The organism is Sphingobacterium sp. B16(2022) (assembly GCF_012030425.1).
GTDB classification, from domain to species: Bacteria; Bacteroidota; Bacteroidia; order Sphingobacteriales; family Sphingobacteriaceae; genus Sphingobacterium; species Sphingobacterium anhuiense.
Genome location: NZ_JAAUVN010000003.1, coordinates 775,295 through 791,111, shown reverse-complemented (window position 1 = coordinate 791,111; position 15,817 = coordinate 775,295). Strand labels below are relative to the sequence as shown.

Genomic DNA, 15,817 nt, shown 5'->3' with positions numbered 1-15,817 from the left:
TGGGCATTTATTTTTGCAGCAAACCTTGTTTTTCGAAATCCTGAATTAAAATTTCAGCATCAGCTTGTGCCTGTGTTTCCGTTACATCATAGTGTTCGCAGAGTAGCTCAACTACAGTAGCACTTGAGAATTCTATTCCTTTCAGCTGCTCCCAAAGCCATGCTGCAGAATCATTTAATGTATATACTGTAGAAAGATCGACCATATCTTGACTAGGATCCACAATCATGTGATCCGAACCTATTGTTCTTAAAACTAAATCTGTTCTTAATTTCATTTATGTTAAAGTTAAAAAATTAGTAAAGTCAAAGTTAATCAATCCTTCGCATTCTAAGAAATTAGGTCAGATATCTTCTTTTTAGTGCACTGATTACCCTCCTAACGATCCTTAGTCGGTACCAGCTCATACCCCTAAACCGTGACCAGGTGCTGTTGATATCTTTTGCTAGATCACTGTCTTGTGAATAATGTTTTGTAGCAATCGCTATAATATCGGATGATGTTACGTACTCGTGCAATGCGATATTTCCGTCCCCGGCAAGAACAATGTTTCCATTCTTTTTACCCACATAGCGATGAAAAACAAACTTTCCTTCATGCTTAGCCAGGATGTTTGCACCTGAGAGCAAGGGAGTTCCACGATAAGCTTCAAGCAATACTCGGTCTCCATTCTTGATAAAAGGTAACATGCTATTGCCCTTTATGCGGATGCAAACTTCTTTTCCTTCGTGGAGTAAACGTTGTACTTCTTCAAAATACAGCTCATTCGTGATGATACGTGGTTCTGTTTTATCCATCTTTCCTAACTTAGGTGAGCTGGACGAAATATTGGAGAGCCTGTTGCAGTTCGGTATCTTTTAATATCACCTTTTTGTCCGCATCTAATAGATAGATTGTCGGCGAAGCTTTGGTATCGTAAAGTCGTTTTTTCTGAATGACAGATTCGGTATCAAAACCATTGATCCAATTTTCTGCCAGATGCGTTTGAAAGTTTTTCCATTTAGTACGGTCACCCCAAGGTTCGATGGTTACCATCTGGATCTGTTTCTTTTCAAAAAGATCGACAACTTGTGGTGTATCTTTAAGGGCAGCAATCATTTCCTTGCAGTGCGGACATTCCGTGTCGTAGAAAAACAGTAGTGTATATTTTGATTTCACATCCGACAGCTTTTGGGTTTTGCCCTCGCTGGTTTCGAAACTAAAATCTTCGGCTACTTGACCTACTTTATTCCGCTGTACCAATTTATAAACCGGGCGGTAGGCCTCTTTTTCAAGGTCTGTGAGCTGATCGGTTTTTATAAGGTAGCGCAGTACAGATTCATAGCGGTTATCATTACGCATAGGCGAATTACCTTCGTAAAGATAGTGTTCGTATAATTTAATAAAATGATCGAAAGTTACTTTGTTTACTTTTGCCTTATCCAACATGCGTGCTACAGCATGATCCGCTACAGTATCCGAAACCGAGTTGAGTGCTGAGATAAAGTCCGCTAATTTCTGCTCCCCAATATTCGGATCTTTTATTTTTGAGGTATCTTGCATATCAATTTTATCCCAGTAGCTTAATACAGCACTGTCCGCCCCGTTATAGGCTATATCTTTGTTGACCGTAGTTGCCTTGTCCTGTTGATCAGACTTTGGATTGTGGTTGCATGCTATGGACAACAAAGTGATTGCTATGCCTAGACACAGCACATTAAAGGGTACACATTTCATTATAATTAGCTTAATAATAACAAACTTAGCGATATTGTGATTGATATACAATATAATTGAGGTGAAGTTAAAAACAATTGCTTGATTTTTTTCATCTTTAGAATTAAATTTTAACACAGGTTTAGGGTATGACCGTAAAGGCTTAATGTTTGATGTTTTCTTAATGAATTAATAAAGAACTTGTTAATTGTATAGGCTGGAATATGGATAATCCGATGTTTTGTGTTAGCATAATTCAATATTAAATTTTTATGAACTTTTCGGAATGGCTTTTGTATTACAAATAATCTCTATCTTTGAGATAGTAATAAAACTGTACTTAATTCATGTTATTATAATTTTAAATATGATTACAATACCTGCTAAAGAAATGCGTATCGGCATTACTTTCAGTGCGTTTGATCTGTTGCATGCAGGTCATATCAAGATGCTGGAAGATGCCAAACGTCAGTGTGACTATTTAATTTGTGGCCTACAAACTGACCCAACCTTGGACCGACCTGAGAAAAATAAACCTACACAAACTGTTGTGGAGCGTTATATTCAGCTCAAAGGCTGTAAATATGTGGATCAGATTGTACCTTATGCGACAGAACAGGATCTGCAGGACGTGTTGCGTTCGTTCAAGATCGATGTGCGTATTGTTGGTGATGAATATCGCGAGCGTGATTTTACGGGACGCCAGTATTGTGAAGAGTCTGGTATCGAGTTGTATTTCAACAGCCGCGATCATCGTTTTTCAAGTTCAGGTCTGCGCCGTATCGTTGCCGAACATGAGGTGGAAAAAGGTTAGAAAGTATAAGAGTAAAGCAGTAACAGAGTAACGAAGTAACAAAGGTAATGAATTAACAGATAGCTCATAACACGTCACTAGTTCACTATAGTTACTACATCACTAAAAAAAGAAAGAACACATTACATGAAGATAGGAATTACATTTGGCGTATTTGATTTATTACACGCCGGGCATATCATGATGTTGGAAGAAGCACGTCGCAATTGCGATTACCTCATTGTTGGACTCAATACGGATCCTTCGGAAGTTTCTCCTGAAAAATCAGCGCCGACACAAACTGTTGTGGAGCGTTATATTCAGTTAGAAGGTTGCCGTTATGTGGACGAGATTATTCCTTACGAAACAGAGCAGGACTTGATCGATATGATTAAAGCCTTGCCTATTCAGGTTAGGATCATTGGAGAAGAATACCGCGATATGGATTTTACAGGAAAGAAATATTGTGTTGAAGAAGCTATCGATATCTATTACAACAAACGCAGCCATCGTTTTTCAAGTACAGGCCTACGTAAAGAGGTTGCGGCAAAGGAAGCGGAGAAAGTCAGGTAATCGAGTAACGAAGGTAGCAGATAACTCGTCACGGGTTCACTATCGTCACTACGTTACTAAGAAAGTATTACTTTACTAGTCACTACGCCAATAACAAAAAAGATATATAAAAAATAGAATGAGCAATATAGTACATGTGATTTTATCGGGTGGAGTGGGGAGCCGCTTATGGCCGCTGTCTCGTAAAAGTTTTCCTAAGCAGTATCTTTCTCTATTTAAAGAAGGATCTTTGTTTGAGATGACTGTCAATCGTAATCGGGATTTATGCAACCAGGTTATTGTTGTGGGGAATAAAGATAACAATCAACTGAGTCGCGAGGTCATGGAGAGCAGCGGGGTGGAGTATATTGACATCGTGGAGTCTACTCCACGTAATACAGCTGCGGCGATTGCATTTGCGGCATTTGCGGCGAACGCTGATGATATTTTGGTTGTTACGCCCTCAGATCATGTTATCGTGGGTGATGAAAGTTATAATAAGGCCATTCAAGAAGGAATAGAAAAGGCAAATCAAGGCTATATTGTTACTTTTGGGATCCAGGCAACCAAACCGGAGACCGGGTATGGTTATATTGAGTATAAAGGTGATCAGGTACTCTCATTTCGCGAGAAGCCGAATAAAGAAACAGCGGAAGATTTTATTGAAAGAGGCAATTTCCTGTGGAACTCGGGTATGTTCTGTTTTCGGGCAGACACCTTATTGCAGGAACTACAGCAGTTTGAGCCACGTGTTTATGCCACCGCTTTGGCCGCTTGGCAACATAAGAAAGATGGTATTTTGGATGAGGCATTATCCAAAGAGATTCCCTCGATCAGTATTGATTATGCTGTGATGGAGCGATCCAAAAAAATTCGCGTTGTTGCAACACATTTTAACTGGTCCGATCTGGGTTCATTTGAGTCGATGTATGATTATCTGAAGCATACTGGTCATCCTACGGATGAAAATGGAAACATGGTGATCGGAACGGATGTTTACAGTGCATTCGTTGGTTTAAGAAATACGATCCTGGTTTATACAAAAGATGCCTTCCTGATCTTACAAAAAGAAAGTTCTCAGGATGTTAAGAAAATATACAATACACTGGAACGACACCAGTCCAAACTGATCGATTAAAAATATACAACAAACTGAAAAGCGTTACGTGTTTTTTTGTAAGATTACGTTTTATTAAAAAACATACGGCTTTTTATATTTTATGCATTAATGGGAATTCTACTTGTATGTGGATTCCCATTTTTTTAGCGATAAAGTACCTATATATGCTTGTAGTGATTTTGTGGATCGCTGATTATCAGCTGTCTGCAAAAATCAAAAATATCAATTTCGATCTGTAACTACAACAGGGACCGGATATCTTTTTTGACGTGGATATTATGAAACGAATACTCCGAAATCTGTTGATCAATGCGGTTAAATGCAGCCATGAACATTCTGTTGTTAAACTGACTTTACATCAAGATGGGAATTGGTCTGTTTTAGAGGTTATCAATTTTTATGTAAAAGGTGCCCGGTATTTCAAAAGAAAAATGGTGCAATCATATTTAAGACAGATTTTTAAAATAAGCAATGGTCTTTATAAGTCCTTCTTCCAGTTGGATTTTAGGTTCCCAGTTTAATTTTGCTTTTGCCAGATCAATATCCGGTTTCCTTTGTTTAGGATCATCAGAAGGCAAAGGCTGAAAGATAATTTTAGACTTGGAACCTGTCAGCGTGATCACCTTTTCTGCCAGTTCACGAATGCTGAATTCATTGGGGTTTCCCATATTAATGGGACCTATCGTTTCAACAGGGCTTTCCATCATTTTAATCATACCATCGATAAGATCATCTACATACTGGAAGCTTCGGGTCTGCGAACCGTCACCATCAATTGTAATATCTTTATTATTTAGCGCCTGAGTGATAAAGTTCGATACCACCCTTCCGTCATTCGGATGCATATTTGGTCCATAGGTATTAAATATTCTAATGATCTTTATTTTAACATCATTCATGCGGTGATAGTCCATAAACAATGTTTCTGCACATCTTTTTCCTTCATCATAACAAGATCGGATACCGATGGGGTTGACATTACCCCAGTATGATTCCGTTTGCGGATGGATGATCGGGTCACCATATACCTCACTTGTAGAAGCCTGCAAAATTTTTACGTTAAGCCGTTTTGCCAATCCCAGCATATTGATCGCACCCATCACCGAAGTTTTGACTGTTTTGATCGCATTAAACTGGTAATGTATCGGCGACGCAGGGCAAGCGAGATTATAAATTTCATCCACTTCAATAAAATAAGGCATGGTCACATCATGCCTTATCGCTTCAAAGTATGGGTTTGATAATAGTGGAGCTATATTTTCTTTCGATCCTGTAAAATAATTATCCAAAGAAATCACCTCGTTTCCAGCGTCGAGCAATCTTCTGCATAAGTGCGAGCCGATAAAACCTGCCCCACCCGTTATCAATATTTTTTTTTTCATGGATCTCTTTTTTATAAAAAGTTGAACATTACGAAGATATAGATCTCACAGTTGTCTGACAAATTTATTCCTCTTCGTATTGAATTGTAGCAAATAAATAAATAATTTCGGCATCCATATAGCTGCTTTAACTTCCTTATATTTTGTTGGTTAAGACTTATATGTCGTTGTATGCTATATTCAATCAATGCAATTTTCGAATTATGTGAAGTGGCAGATTCCAATGTTGCTGAAGTGTCGCGTGCCATTGGTTATGACTCCCGGGTTGGATCTAAGTTCCTGAAAGCATCTGTGGGGTTTTGGTGGTTTCTGTTTTCAGAGATATATTTTAAATCTCGTTTATATCGCCCGTTCCTACAACTTAACTGTTGTGGCCGATTATTGGGAGCAGGTCATTTTGTTAAATGATCATCAGAAAGAACGATTTGCACAGCATATTATTAAGACCATGTACAATACGGTCAATGGTAAGAAAATCGTATTTTTAGGCTGGGCCTTTAAAAAAGATACCGATGATACTCGGGAGTCTGCAGCCATTTATGTGGCCGATTATCGGGAGGCGAGTAATCGTTGTAGTAACCAATGTAATCACAGTATTAAGGCCGCATTTATCTCGTTTTTTTGTTTATAAGCATTTTGGTCTTGCTAGTTTCATCGAAACTTAATTTTAAAAGAAAGTACAGTTCACTTTTTAGGTCTAAATTTGTGCTATCGAAATGGCGCATGCGTAATTTTATGAGTGTATCCAAAACAGATCTAATTAATCTGCTTACATTCATACGATGTGGCTTTTCATTACGTTAATATATGCAAATCATGTTTACTATATGCAAAACCATTTTGAGCATTACAATGTTACTGTTTATCAGTTGAGATGGTTAGAAAGTTAGATTGCCACTACGTTACTTTTTACTACAGTCACTAGTTGCCGGTCACAACGTTACTCATCATTATAAATGCTCTTTTATTTTACAACCCTTAACCTTTACCCACAATGATTATTGTAATTATTTTAATTGTATTATTTTTATTTGGCAGTTATTATTTTTGGACAGCACAGCATTCGAAGCAACGATTAGCGGCTCATGGCACATTATCGGTCAGTTACCTTTTTCAAGAGCGTGCGGGACAGTATAGTGGCGATCGTAGTGTGAAGAGCGGTGTAATTGTGATCCATGGCAGCAGCAGTGATCAAAAATTAAAGCATGCTACACTAAAAAGTGTAAATTTAAAACACCCTGATGTCAATATACAGCTTGATCAGTCTTTATCACTTCCTTTTCAATACAATAGTTTAACACATCCTGAGGTATCTATCCGTTATAAGGTATTGAATAGAGACTTGACAACATTAGATTTAACTGGAGTACTTACCACTATTTCCGGGAAATTGCATTTTGAAGGTGGCAAGACGAAACTTTTTCGAGTTGCTGTACCGATATCTGGACTATACCAAGAGCAAGTAGAAAAATAGATTTTTGGCAAAGAATAAGCTGAAAACCTCATTTTAGCTTGTTTTGCTCGCTTGTAGTGATTGATTGTTCATAAAATCTTATTACTTTTGATGCTAATCCCTTAATTATCGTTAAGGGGCTTTAAGCTGTTAAGAAATATTTTGCTCATATTATGAATAAAACAATCCTAATTACAGGTGGAGCAGGTTTTATAGGTTCTCATGTAGTACGAAATTTTGTTACTAAATATCCTGACTACCATATTGTCAATCTAGATGCTTTGACGTATGCTGGTAATCTCGAAAATTTACGAGACCTCGAAGAGGAGCCGAATTACACCTTTGTTAAGGCCGATATTACCGATGCCTTGGATATGTTCCGTGTTTTTGAAGAATATAAACCCGACGGTGTCATACATTTAGCCGCAGAGTCTCATGTTGATCGTTCCATTGCCGATCCTACCGCATTTGTGATGACGAATGTGATCGGAACGGTTAATTTATTGAATGCCGCACGCCAGATCTGGAAAGACGATTTTACAGGTAAGCGTTTTCATCATGTTTCTACCGATGAGGTATTTGGTGCGTTAGGAGCAGAAGGTTTATTCACTGAAGAGACTGCTTATGATCCACATTCTCCATATTCAGCATCGAAGGCGAGTTCCGATCATTTTGTTCGAGCTTACCATGATACTTATGGTTTGCCTATCGTACTGACCAATTGTTCTAATAATTATGGTCCTAACCATTTCCCGGAGAAATTGATTCCATTATGTATTCATAATATCTTGAACGGTCAGCCACTACCCATCTACGGAGATGGAAAATACACCCGCGATTGGTTATTTGTAATTGATCATGCCACAGCGATAGATCTTGTCTTTCATGAAGGTAAGAATGGTGATTCTTATAATGTTGGTGGCTTTAACGAGTGGCAGAATATTGATTTGGTCAAAGAATTATGTAAACAGGTAGATGAAAAATTAGGTCGTCCAGCTGGTACAGCAGAACACTTGATTACTTTCGTTAAAGACCGTCCAGGGCATGATTTGCGTTATGCTATTGATGCCTCCAAGATAAATAAGGAACTCGGTTGGTATCCTTCTGTAACGTTTGAAGAAGGTCTTTCCAAAACAATCGATTGGTTCTTGAACAACGAGGAGTGGCTAGCAAGTGTCACTTCCGGAGATTACCAAAAATATTACGATAAGCAGTACAAGGATTAAGAAGTGACCGAGTAACAAGTAACAAGTAACAGAGTAACAAGTAAAGAAGTGACGAGTACTAGGTCACTAAAAATAGCGATGTTACTAGTTCACTATCGTTACTATGTCACTAAAAAAATAAACCATGAATTTTACCGAAACAAAATTAAAAGGCTGTTTTATTTTAGAACCGACAGTCTTTGAAGACGAAAGAGGTTACTTTTTTGAAGCCTTTAATGATCAGAAGTTTGAACAGATTGTAGGGTCGAAACCAGCATTTGTCCAAGATAACCAATCCCAATCGCAGTATGGTGTTGTACGTGGCTTGCATATGCAAGCCGGAGAATATGCGCAGGCAAAATTAGTGCGTGTTTTGGAAGGTAAAGTGTTGGACGTTGCTGTCGATGTACGTCTAGGTTCTGCAACATATGGTCAGTATGTAGCAGTGGAGTTATCTGCCGAAAATAAGAGACAATTATATGTTCCACGTGGATTTTTACATGGATTTTCGGTCTTATCAGAAAATGCTGTCTTTTTCTACAAATGCGATAATCATTATCATAAAGTAGCAGAAGACGGTGTTCATCCGTTAGATATAGCGTTAGGTATTGATTGGCAGGTCCCTCGGGAAGATATGATTCTTTCTGTGAAAGATGAAGAAGCGCAGTCTTTTATGGCATTTAACGAAAAAAATGGAATCGGTTAGTCAAAAACAGCGTATTGTTATTACGGGAACATCCGGGCAGTTAGGTCAAGAATTGAAAGTTCTGCTGGATCAGGATGTGTCTAAAGAATGTTTTTTCTTGGATCGGAAACAGCTTCCTTTGGATCACATTACGATTATTCAGGATATTCTTAGTATGTATCAACCCGATTTGATTATTCATGCCGGAGCATATACTGCGGTCGATCAAGCCGAATCAGATGCTGACCTGGCAGAACAGGTTAATCATTTGGCTAGTGAAGAGATTGCGCTGTATTGTCGATTGCATAACGCAAAATTGATTGCGATTTCGACCGATTATGTCTTTGATGGAAGTAGCAGTGTCGCATTGACCGAAGATGCTCCAGTCAGTCCAATTAATATTTACGGAGCAACAAAGTTAAAAGGTGAGCAAGCAATACTGAAATGGTACCCCGAGGCGATTATCATTCGAACTTCATGGGTATATTCTATTTTTGGAAAAAACTTTGTAAAAACCATGTTGCGTCTGCTATCTGAACGGGATTCCATTTCCGTTATTAACGATCAGATCGGTTCTCCGACCTCAGCGCAAGATTTAGCGCAGGCAATTGTAGATATTGTTAATTCAGGAAAATGGAAAGGTGGTGTTTATCACTACAGCAACGAAGGCGAAATTAGCTGGTATGATTTTGCGGTTGCTATTCGCGATATTAAAGGTTTGAACTGTGAGATACAGGCGATACCGACAACGGCATATCCAACACCTGCAAAAAGACCAAAGTATTCGTTATTAGATAAAACGAAAATCAAAGCAACATTCGGAGTGAAGGTGCCATTTTGGAAAGATAGCCTAGTGAGATGTTTGGATAACGAAGGGTTATAGTAACAAAGTGAACTAGTGACGAAGTAACGGAATTATCAAGTCACGAAAGTAACGATGTGAAGAAGTAATCGAAAGATATAATCACTAAAATATAAGAGATGAGAAGTCATAAAGATTTAATTGTATATCAACGTTCACTTTTATATGTTAAAAGTATATATGATTTATCTCGTGATTTTCCTGAGATGGAAAAATTTGGTTTGACCAGTCAAATTCGAAGGGCTGCCGTTTCAGTTCCAAGTAATATTGCAGAAGGAGCTGCGAGAAGATCTGCTAAAGAATTTCTCCAATTTTTATATATCGCTTTGGGTTCATTGAGTGAAATTGAAACCCAAATTGAAATAGCTAAATTATTAGGGTACACAACTGTCATTGATTCAGCTTTAGAAGAAAATGTTCAGCTAAGAAGAATGCTGTTGAAATTAATAGAAAATATTAAAAATAAAATATAAAAGTACTACGTCACTACTTTACTAGTCACTATGTTACTAAGAAAAACTACGTCACTAATTACTACGTAACTAAAATTAAAAAAAATGAAAGGAATCATATTAGCAGGAGGATCAGGAACACGTCTACATCCCATGACTTTGGCAGTGAGCAAGCAATTGATGCCAGTATATGATAAACCGATGATTTATTATCCGCTATCCACTTTAATGTTGGCGGGGATCAATGAGATCTTAATTATTTCGACTCCACAAGATCTACCGCAATTTCAAAGGCTATTGGGCGATGGTTCGCAACTTGGATGTAGATTTGAGTATATCGAACAACCCAGCCCAGACGGTTTGGCACAAGCGTTTATCTTGGGGGAAGAATTTATAGGTGATGATAAAGTAGCGTTAATCTTGGGCGATAATATTTTTTATGGTTCAGGGATGTCCAAATTATTACAGTCATGTGTTGACATCGAAGGCGGAATGGTGTTTGCTTACCAAGTTACAGATCCTCAGCGATATGGCGTCGTGGAATTTGATGAAGATAAAAAAGCGATTTCAATAGAGGAAAAACCTGTAGTACCAAAATCAAATTTTGCTATCCCAGGTTTATATTTCTACGATAATGATGTGGTAGCAATTGCAAAGCAAATAAAACCATCCTCGAGAGGAGAGCTGGAGATTACCGATATCAACAAAATCTATTTAGAACGTGAAAAGTTGAATGTTGCTGTTTTTGATAGGGGTACAGCTTGGTTGGATACAGGTACAGTACAATCGCTTATGCAGGCGGCTCAGTTTGTTCAGGTAATTGAAGAACGCCAAGGGATGAAGATCGGAGCGATCGAAGAAGTAGCTTATCGTATGGGCTATATTGATAAAGAGCAATTATTAAAAATTGCTGAACCGTTGCGTAAATCAGGTTATGGAGAATACCTGTGCCTCTCAATTAAATAAATTTACCTATTTTTGTGAAAATTTCAAATTAGAATGAAAAGAGTGATATTGTTGTTGTGTGTAGTGAGTTTTTTTGGATCCATTCATGCACAGACCAATCCAGCAAATATAAGAGTTGATGATTTAACGGATGCTCAAATTGAGCAGTATGTAAAGCGAGCTGAACTGATGGGCTATGGTGAAAGTCAATTGGATGGATTTGCCCGTGCACAGGGTGTTTCTGCGGTTGAAACTCAAAAGCTGAAAGATCGTTTGCAGAAGATAAAAAGAAATAAGCAACAACCAAATCAGATACAAAATAAATCAAATAATACACGCTCCACTACGGGACGTCAAGTAAATGGTGTATCCCAAATAGATTCTTTACAAACAAAAAAAAACAGTAAGGATTCTTTAAAAATTGACAACGGGCAGCTTAAAATTTTTGGTTCCGATTTATTTAAGAACAGCGAAATTACTTTTGAGCCAAACTTGAGGATGGCAACTCCAAGCTCCTATATTATTGGACCTGACGATGAAATTTTATTGGATATTACAGGAGATAATGAAGCATCATATAAATTGCCAGTTAATCCTGACGGAAGCATTACAGTTGAATATGTGGGCAAAGTAGCTGTTTCAGGATTATCAGTTTCGGCCGCAAAAAATAAGATCCAACAACGTTTGAGTGGTACTTACCCAGCTATTCGTTCTGGTCATACGCAGGTTGATGTCAACATTGGTAATATCCGTAGTATCCGAATTACACTAACAGGTGCCGTGACAAAGCCGGGGACATATACCTTACCATCTTTAGCTACTGTATTCAATGCGCTATATGCTTCAGGCGGTCCTAGTGAAAAGGGGACTTACCGTCAGATCCAAGTGGTTCGTAACAATCAGGTTGTTACGACCATTGATTTATATGATTTCTTAGCGAATGGCATCCAACGCGGCAATATCCGTTTACAAGATCAGGATATTATCCATATTCCGGTTTATGGTAGCCGGGTACAATTTGAAGGCGAAGTCAAACGTCCAGCGATATTCGAAACCGTATCTGGTGAATCATTATTGGATTTAGTCAAATACGCTGGTGGATTTAGTGAAAATGCATACACCGCAAAGGTCAAAGTATTGCAAAAGACGGATAAAGAACGTAGTGTCAAAGATATTTATTCGGATCAATTTGCTGATTACAGTCCAAAGGCAGGTGATCAGTTTATTGTGGAGCCAATCTTGGAACGCTTTGCCAATCGTGTTAGTATTTTAGGAGCAGTCTTTCGTCCAGGCTTATATGGAATGGAACCAGGAATGACTCTGAAGCAGTTATTAGAGCAAGCAGACGGTATACGTGAAGATGCCTTTTTGGAAAGAGGTATCATTAATAGATTGAGAGCAGACAATACGGCAGAGCTTATTAATTTCAATGTTCGTGAAATACTAGCAGGAACAGCAGCAGATATTCCGTTAAAAAGAGAAGATAAAATTGAAATTGCTTCTATTTTTGATTTAAGAGATGAATATAAGTTTACCGTCCAAGGTGAAGTGCGTCTTCCTGGTGATTTTCCTTTTGCTAGTAATGCAACGCTAGGCGATTTGATCCAGAAAGCAGGAGGTTTGAATGAGTCTGCTAAAAATGCGCGTATAGAAATTGCACGACGATTAAATAATCGTGAAGTTACAGATTCGAGCACTTCACAGACTATTGTAATGGAGATAAATGAAGGCAAGATATCGAATTTAAATTTTGCATTAAAAGCTTACGATGTGATTACAGTTTTAGGCGATGCTGGATTCCGTACACAAAGGCAAGTTAAAGTCGAAGGAGAAGTGCTATTTCCGGGTTTTTACACAATTTCCCGTGAAGATGAGCGTATCTCCGATATTATCAAACGTGCAGGAGGATTGACTTCGTATGCCTATACGGAAGGAGCATCCTTAAAGCGAACTGGACTTTCTAAACTAAAGGCTGAAGAGAAAAAAGAAAAAGAAAGTGCTCAAAAAGAAATCGAAGTTACTTCAGGTGAAAAATTAACTGAAGAGGAGGGGTTTGAGCAAGAAATTACGTTAGCTAATCCAAATGCTAAAAATAAAGCGTTAGCAAAACTATCACAGCAGCAAGGTGTTTCAGCTCCCGATATTGAGCCAAGTGATTTAGTAGGTATCGAACTGAGTAAAATACTTACCAATCCTAAGCAACGAGGTGATTTACTTGTGCTTGATGGTGATATTATAACAGTCCCAAAGGAACTGGAAACGGTAAAAGTAATGGGCGAAGTATTGAATCCGAATAACGTGGTTTATATAAAAGGTAAAAACCTAAAATATTACGTCAATCAAGCTGGAGGTTTTACAGATAATGCGCTAAAAAAACGTGTTTTTGTTCAATATGCTAACGGCGCAGTTAAAGGAAAAGATGGAGGATATCCAGAAGTAAAACCTGGAGCAGAAATCGTTGTACCGAAACGTGCACCACGCGAAAGATTAAGTTCACAAGCCTGGGTAAGCATAGGAGCCGGTGTTGCGTCGACTTTAGCCATTATATTAAGTTTATTCAAATAACATATGGTTAACATGAATAATGGGGGGACGATAAGTTTAAAAGATTTTATCCTAAGTTTTAAGGATTGGATGAGCTATGTGGTATCTAAGTGGTACATCTTTATTATAACAATCTTAATAGGTGGGGCTATTGGTTGTTATTATGCTAAATCACAGCAGGCTGTTTATACTGCCAGTACTACTTTTGTATTAGAGTCAGGCGAGGGAACAAGTAGTGGTGGAGGGCAGATGGCAGGATTAGCAGCCCTCGCTGGGGTTAATTTGGGATCTCCGGGAGGAGGTATTTTTCAAGGAGACAATCTTTTTGAATTATATAAGTCACGTAAAATGATTGAAGCAACTTTATTACTGCCCTCAGAAAGTGACAGTTCGATGCTTATTTTAGATCGTTATCTCTCTATAAGCCATGCACGCGAGCGGTGGCAAGAAAATAACCCAACATTATTGGACATTAACTTTAAAGGGACTGTACCAATTGCATTAGTTCGTGCGCGGGACAGCGTATTGCAGAAGGCCGTTCAGGATATCAATAAAAAAAATTTAATAGTTGGAAAATTGGATAAAAAATCTGCATTATTTAAAGTAGATGTTACATCCACAGATGAGGTTTTTTCCAAAGAATTTAATGAAGCACTTGTTGCGCAGGTTAATGATTTTTATGTAAAAACCAAAACGAAGAAATCGCTGGATAACATTGCGATTTTACAGCATAAGACCGATTCGGTTAGAGCAGTTATGAACGGTAATATTTCTGCAAGTGCTGGTGCAATAGATGCGACGCCCAATCTGAATCCAACAAGACAAGCGCAACGTCTTATACCTACGCAACGGTCGCAATTTTCAGCAGAAACAAATAAGGTTATCTTGAGTCAATTGATGCAAAATCTGGAGATGTCAAAGATGGCACTTATGAAAGAATCACCTTTGATTCAAAAGGTTGATGAACCGGTGTTTCCACTTATGGTTGAGCGTCCCAGTGTTTTGAAAACAGGCGTTGCAGTTGCTTTTATATTTGCCTTTTTAACATTTTTAATACTTGTTATCAGAAGGTGGTATAATGAAATTCTTAAAAATTAATGAAATAGAAATATAATGAATTTGGATAATAAATCGATATTGATTACGGGTGGTACGGGCTCCCTTGGCAAAGCTTTGGTAAAACATATTATAAGTACTCACCCCCGGGTGAAGAGACTTGTAATATTTTCAAGAGATGAACAAAAGCAATTTCAGATGGCACAGGAATATCCTGGTGCAGAATATCCTCAAATTCGTTTTTTTATAGGCGATGTTCGAGATAAAGATCGTCTTGTAAGGGCAATGAAAGGGGTTGATTATGTTATTCACGCTGCCGCGATGAAGCATGTTCATATAGCCGAGTATAATCCGGACGAGTGTGTTAAAACCAATATTCACGGCGCTCAGAATGTAATTGATGCTTGTTTAGAGACAGAAGTAGAGTGTGTTGTTGCGCTATCTACAGATAAAGCATGTGCACCGATTAATTTATATGGAGCTACTAAACTTGCTTCCGATAAACTTTTTGTTGCTGCAAACAATATTCGAGGTAATAATCCAATCCGTTTTTCAGTTGTGCGCTATGGAAACGTGATGGGATCAAACGGATCTGTTATTCCATTTTTTATGAATAAGAAGAAAGAGGGTGTTCTTCCGATTACGGATCCAAATATGACCCGATTTAATATTTCTTTACAAGGAGGTGTTGATATGGTTATGCATGCTCTATTTCATGCTTGGGGAGGAGAGATTTTTATACCAAAAATTCCATCTTACCGTATTATGGATGTGGCTGTCGCGGTTGCTCCTGATTGTGAACACCGTGTTATTGGCATCCGACCAGGTGAAAAGATTCATGAAGAAATGATTACTCCTTCAGATTCCTTTTATACTTATGATCTCGGTAAGTATTATACCATCTTACCTTCTGTACCAAAATGGAATTTACAAGATTTCCTTCTAAAATTTAATGGTAAAAAAGTTGAAGAAGGTTTTGCTTATACTTCAGGAGCAAACACGGAGTGGGAAACTGTTGATAGTTTACGCAATTTAATTAAAGAACACGTTGATTCAGCTTTTGATCTATAGTT

Annotated in this window: 18 protein-coding genes; 14 read left to right on the top strand and 4 right to left on the bottom strand. The window is 38.0% G+C overall.

What is annotated here, in order from left to right; translation table 11 throughout:
• Nucleotides 1-7: 7 nt before the first annotated feature.
• The 3 genes from HCX49_RS17710 to HCX49_RS17700 all read right to left on the bottom strand — a co-directional run bounded on the left by HCX49_RS17710 (nt 8) and on the right by HCX49_RS17700 (nt 1,716).
• Complete coding sequence (locus tag HCX49_RS17710) at nt 8-277, bottom strand: PqqD family protein (RefSeq protein WP_132769884.1); 270 nt, start codon at nt 275-277, stop codon at nt 8-10.
• Between the two features lie 61 nt (nt 278-338).
• On the bottom strand, nt 339-797 hold the full coding sequence (locus tag HCX49_RS17705) for a S24 family peptidase (protein ID WP_168127796.1): 459 nt from the start codon (nt 795-797) through the stop codon (nt 339-341).
• A 10-nt stretch (nt 798-807) separates the two neighbouring features.
• On the bottom strand, nt 808-1,716 hold the full coding sequence (locus HCX49_RS17700; protein ID WP_168127795.1) for a DUF5106 domain-containing protein: 909 nt from the start codon (nt 1,714-1,716) through the stop codon (nt 808-810).
• 265 nt (nt 1,717-1,981) lie between these two features.
• Between HCX49_RS17700 and HCX49_RS17695 the strand changes: the two genes are divergently transcribed.
• From HCX49_RS17695 to HCX49_RS17685, 3 genes are all read left to right on the top strand, one after another.
• Entirely contained in the window at nt 1,982-2,509 is a 528-nt protein-coding gene (locus tag HCX49_RS17695) for an adenylyltransferase/cytidyltransferase family protein (protein WP_237682844.1), read from the top strand.
• Nucleotides 2,510-2,635: 126 nt separating this feature from the next.
• Nucleotides 2,636-3,061 (top strand): adenylyltransferase/cytidyltransferase family protein, encoded by a 426-nt coding sequence (locus HCX49_RS17690; RefSeq protein WP_132769879.1) that lies wholly within the window; start codon nt 2,636-2,638, stop codon nt 3,059-3,061.
• A 118-nt stretch (nt 3,062-3,179) separates the two neighbouring features.
• Nucleotides 3,180-4,178 (top strand): mannose-1-phosphate guanylyltransferase, encoded by a 999-nt coding sequence (locus tag HCX49_RS17685; RefSeq protein ID WP_132769877.1) that lies wholly within the window; start codon nt 3,180-3,182, stop codon nt 4,176-4,178.
• 428 nt (nt 4,179-4,606) lie between these two features.
• Here the strand turns inward: HCX49_RS17685 and HCX49_RS17680 are convergent, their stop codons facing one another.
• Nucleotides 4,607-5,542, bottom strand: a complete 936-nt coding sequence (locus HCX49_RS17680) for a UDP-glucuronic acid decarboxylase family protein (RefSeq protein WP_132769875.1) — start codon at nt 5,540-5,542, stop codon at nt 4,607-4,609.
• Nucleotides 5,543-5,713: 171 nt separating this feature from the next.
• Between HCX49_RS17680 and HCX49_RS25610 the strand changes: the two genes are divergently transcribed.
• The 11 genes from HCX49_RS25610 to pseB all read left to right on the top strand — a co-directional run bounded on the left by HCX49_RS25610 (nt 5,714) and on the right by pseB (nt 15,815).
• The gene (locus HCX49_RS25610; protein WP_237682843.1) at nt 5,714-5,950 is read left to right on the top strand and encodes a hypothetical protein; all 237 of its coding nucleotides are present in this window, start codon (nt 5,714-5,716) and stop codon (nt 5,948-5,950) included.
• On the top strand, nt 5,913-6,173 hold the full coding sequence (locus HCX49_RS25605) for a hypothetical protein (protein ID WP_237682842.1): 261 nt from the start codon (nt 5,913-5,915) through the stop codon (nt 6,171-6,173). The genes HCX49_RS25610 and HCX49_RS25605 overlap by 38 nt, the downstream gene beginning before the upstream one ends.
• A 363-nt stretch (nt 6,174-6,536) precedes the next feature.
• Nucleotides 6,537-7,016, top strand: a complete 480-nt coding sequence (locus HCX49_RS17670) for a hypothetical protein (RefSeq protein WP_132769873.1) — start codon at nt 6,537-6,539, stop codon at nt 7,014-7,016.
• A gap of 152 nt (nt 7,017-7,168) precedes the next feature.
• Nucleotides 7,169-8,221: a dTDP-glucose 4,6-dehydratase gene (gene rfbB, locus HCX49_RS17665; protein WP_132769871.1), complete on the top strand. Its 1,053-nt coding sequence runs from the start codon at nt 7,169-7,171 to the stop codon at nt 8,219-8,221.
• 124 nt (nt 8,222-8,345) lie between these two features.
• Nucleotides 8,346-8,906, top strand: coding sequence for a dTDP-4-dehydrorhamnose 3,5-epimerase (rfbC, locus tag HCX49_RS17660; protein WP_132769869.1), 561 nt, complete (start codon nt 8,346-8,348; stop codon nt 8,904-8,906).
• Nucleotides 8,854-9,768, top strand: a complete 915-nt coding sequence (gene rfbD / locus HCX49_RS17655) for a dTDP-4-dehydrorhamnose reductase (RefSeq protein ID WP_237682841.1) — start codon at nt 8,854-8,856, stop codon at nt 9,766-9,768. Before rfbC ends, rfbD begins: the two co-directional genes overlap by 53 nt.
• 98 nt (nt 9,769-9,866) lie before the next feature.
• On the top strand, nt 9,867-10,220 hold the full coding sequence (locus tag HCX49_RS17650; RefSeq protein ID WP_168127794.1) for a four helix bundle protein: 354 nt from the start codon (nt 9,867-9,869) through the stop codon (nt 10,218-10,220).
• Between the two features lie 84 nt (nt 10,221-10,304).
• Nucleotides 10,305-11,165: a glucose-1-phosphate thymidylyltransferase RfbA gene (rfbA, locus tag HCX49_RS17645; protein ID WP_168127793.1), complete on the top strand. Its 861-nt coding sequence runs from the start codon at nt 10,305-10,307 to the stop codon at nt 11,163-11,165.
• Between the two features lie 33 nt (nt 11,166-11,198).
• Nucleotides 11,199-13,709, top strand: coding sequence for an SLBB domain-containing protein (locus HCX49_RS17640; protein ID WP_168127792.1), 2,511 nt, complete (start codon nt 11,199-11,201; stop codon nt 13,707-13,709).
• A gap of 3 nt (nt 13,710-13,712) precedes the next feature.
• On the top strand, nt 13,713-14,786 hold the full coding sequence (locus HCX49_RS17635) for a lipopolysaccharide biosynthesis protein (RefSeq protein WP_168127791.1): 1,074 nt from the start codon (nt 13,713-13,715) through the stop codon (nt 14,784-14,786).
• A gap of 15 nt (nt 14,787-14,801) precedes the next feature.
• The gene (gene pseB, locus HCX49_RS17630) at nt 14,802-15,815 is read left to right on the top strand and encodes a UDP-N-acetylglucosamine 4,6-dehydratase (inverting) (protein WP_168127790.1); all 1,014 of its coding nucleotides are present in this window, start codon (nt 14,802-14,804) and stop codon (nt 15,813-15,815) included.
• Nucleotides 15,816-15,817: the final 2 nt, after the last annotated feature.

Excerpts from the sequence above, each read along its gene's own strand:
- pseB (WP_168127790.1), top strand. The coding sequence starts at position 14,802 with ATGAATTTGGATAATAAATCGATATTGATTACGGGTGGTACGGGCTCC.
- HCX49_RS17640 (WP_168127792.1), top strand. The coding sequence starts at position 11,199 with ATGAAAAGAGTGATATTGTTGTTGTGTGTAGTGAGTTTTTTTGGATCC.
- HCX49_RS17635 (WP_168127791.1), top strand. The coding sequence starts at position 13,713 with ATGGTTAACATGAATAATGGGGGGACGATAAGTTTAAAAGATTTTATC.
- HCX49_RS17680 (WP_132769875.1), bottom strand. The coding sequence starts at position 5,542 with ATGAAAAAAAAAATATTGATAACGGGTGGGGCAGGTTTTATCGGCTCG.
- rfbB (WP_132769871.1), top strand. The coding sequence starts at position 7,169 with ATGAATAAAACAATCCTAATTACAGGTGGAGCAGGTTTTATAGGTTCT.
- rfbD (WP_237682841.1), top strand. The coding sequence starts at position 8,854 with ATGAAGAAGCGCAGTCTTTTATGGCATTTAACGAAAAAAATGGAATCG.
- HCX49_RS25610 (WP_237682843.1), top strand. The coding sequence starts at position 5,714 with ATGCTATATTCAATCAATGCAATTTTCGAATTATGTGAAGTGGCAGAT.
- rfbA (WP_168127793.1), top strand. The coding sequence starts at position 10,305 with ATGAAAGGAATCATATTAGCAGGAGGATCAGGAACACGTCTACATCCC.
- HCX49_RS17700 (WP_168127795.1), bottom strand. The coding sequence starts at position 1,716 with ATGAAATGTGTACCCTTTAATGTGCTGTGTCTAGGCATAGCAATCACT.
- HCX49_RS17710 (WP_132769884.1), bottom strand. The coding sequence starts at position 277 with ATGAAATTAAGAACAGATTTAGTTTTAAGAACAATAGGTTCGGATCAC.
- HCX49_RS17685 (WP_132769877.1), top strand. The coding sequence starts at position 3,180 with ATGAGCAATATAGTACATGTGATTTTATCGGGTGGAGTGGGGAGCCGC.
- HCX49_RS17695 (WP_237682844.1), top strand. The coding sequence starts at position 1,982 with ATGGCTTTTGTATTACAAATAATCTCTATCTTTGAGATAGTAATAAAA.
- rfbC (WP_132769869.1), top strand. The coding sequence starts at position 8,346 with ATGAATTTTACCGAAACAAAATTAAAAGGCTGTTTTATTTTAGAACCG.
- HCX49_RS17670 (WP_132769873.1), top strand. The coding sequence starts at position 6,537 with ATGATTATTGTAATTATTTTAATTGTATTATTTTTATTTGGCAGTTAT.
- HCX49_RS17705 (WP_168127796.1), bottom strand. The coding sequence starts at position 797 with ATGGATAAAACAGAACCACGTATCATCACGAATGAGCTGTATTTTGAA.
- HCX49_RS17690 (WP_132769879.1), top strand. The coding sequence starts at position 2,636 with ATGAAGATAGGAATTACATTTGGCGTATTTGATTTATTACACGCCGGG.
- HCX49_RS17650 (WP_168127794.1), top strand. The coding sequence starts at position 9,867 with ATGAGAAGTCATAAAGATTTAATTGTATATCAACGTTCACTTTTATAT.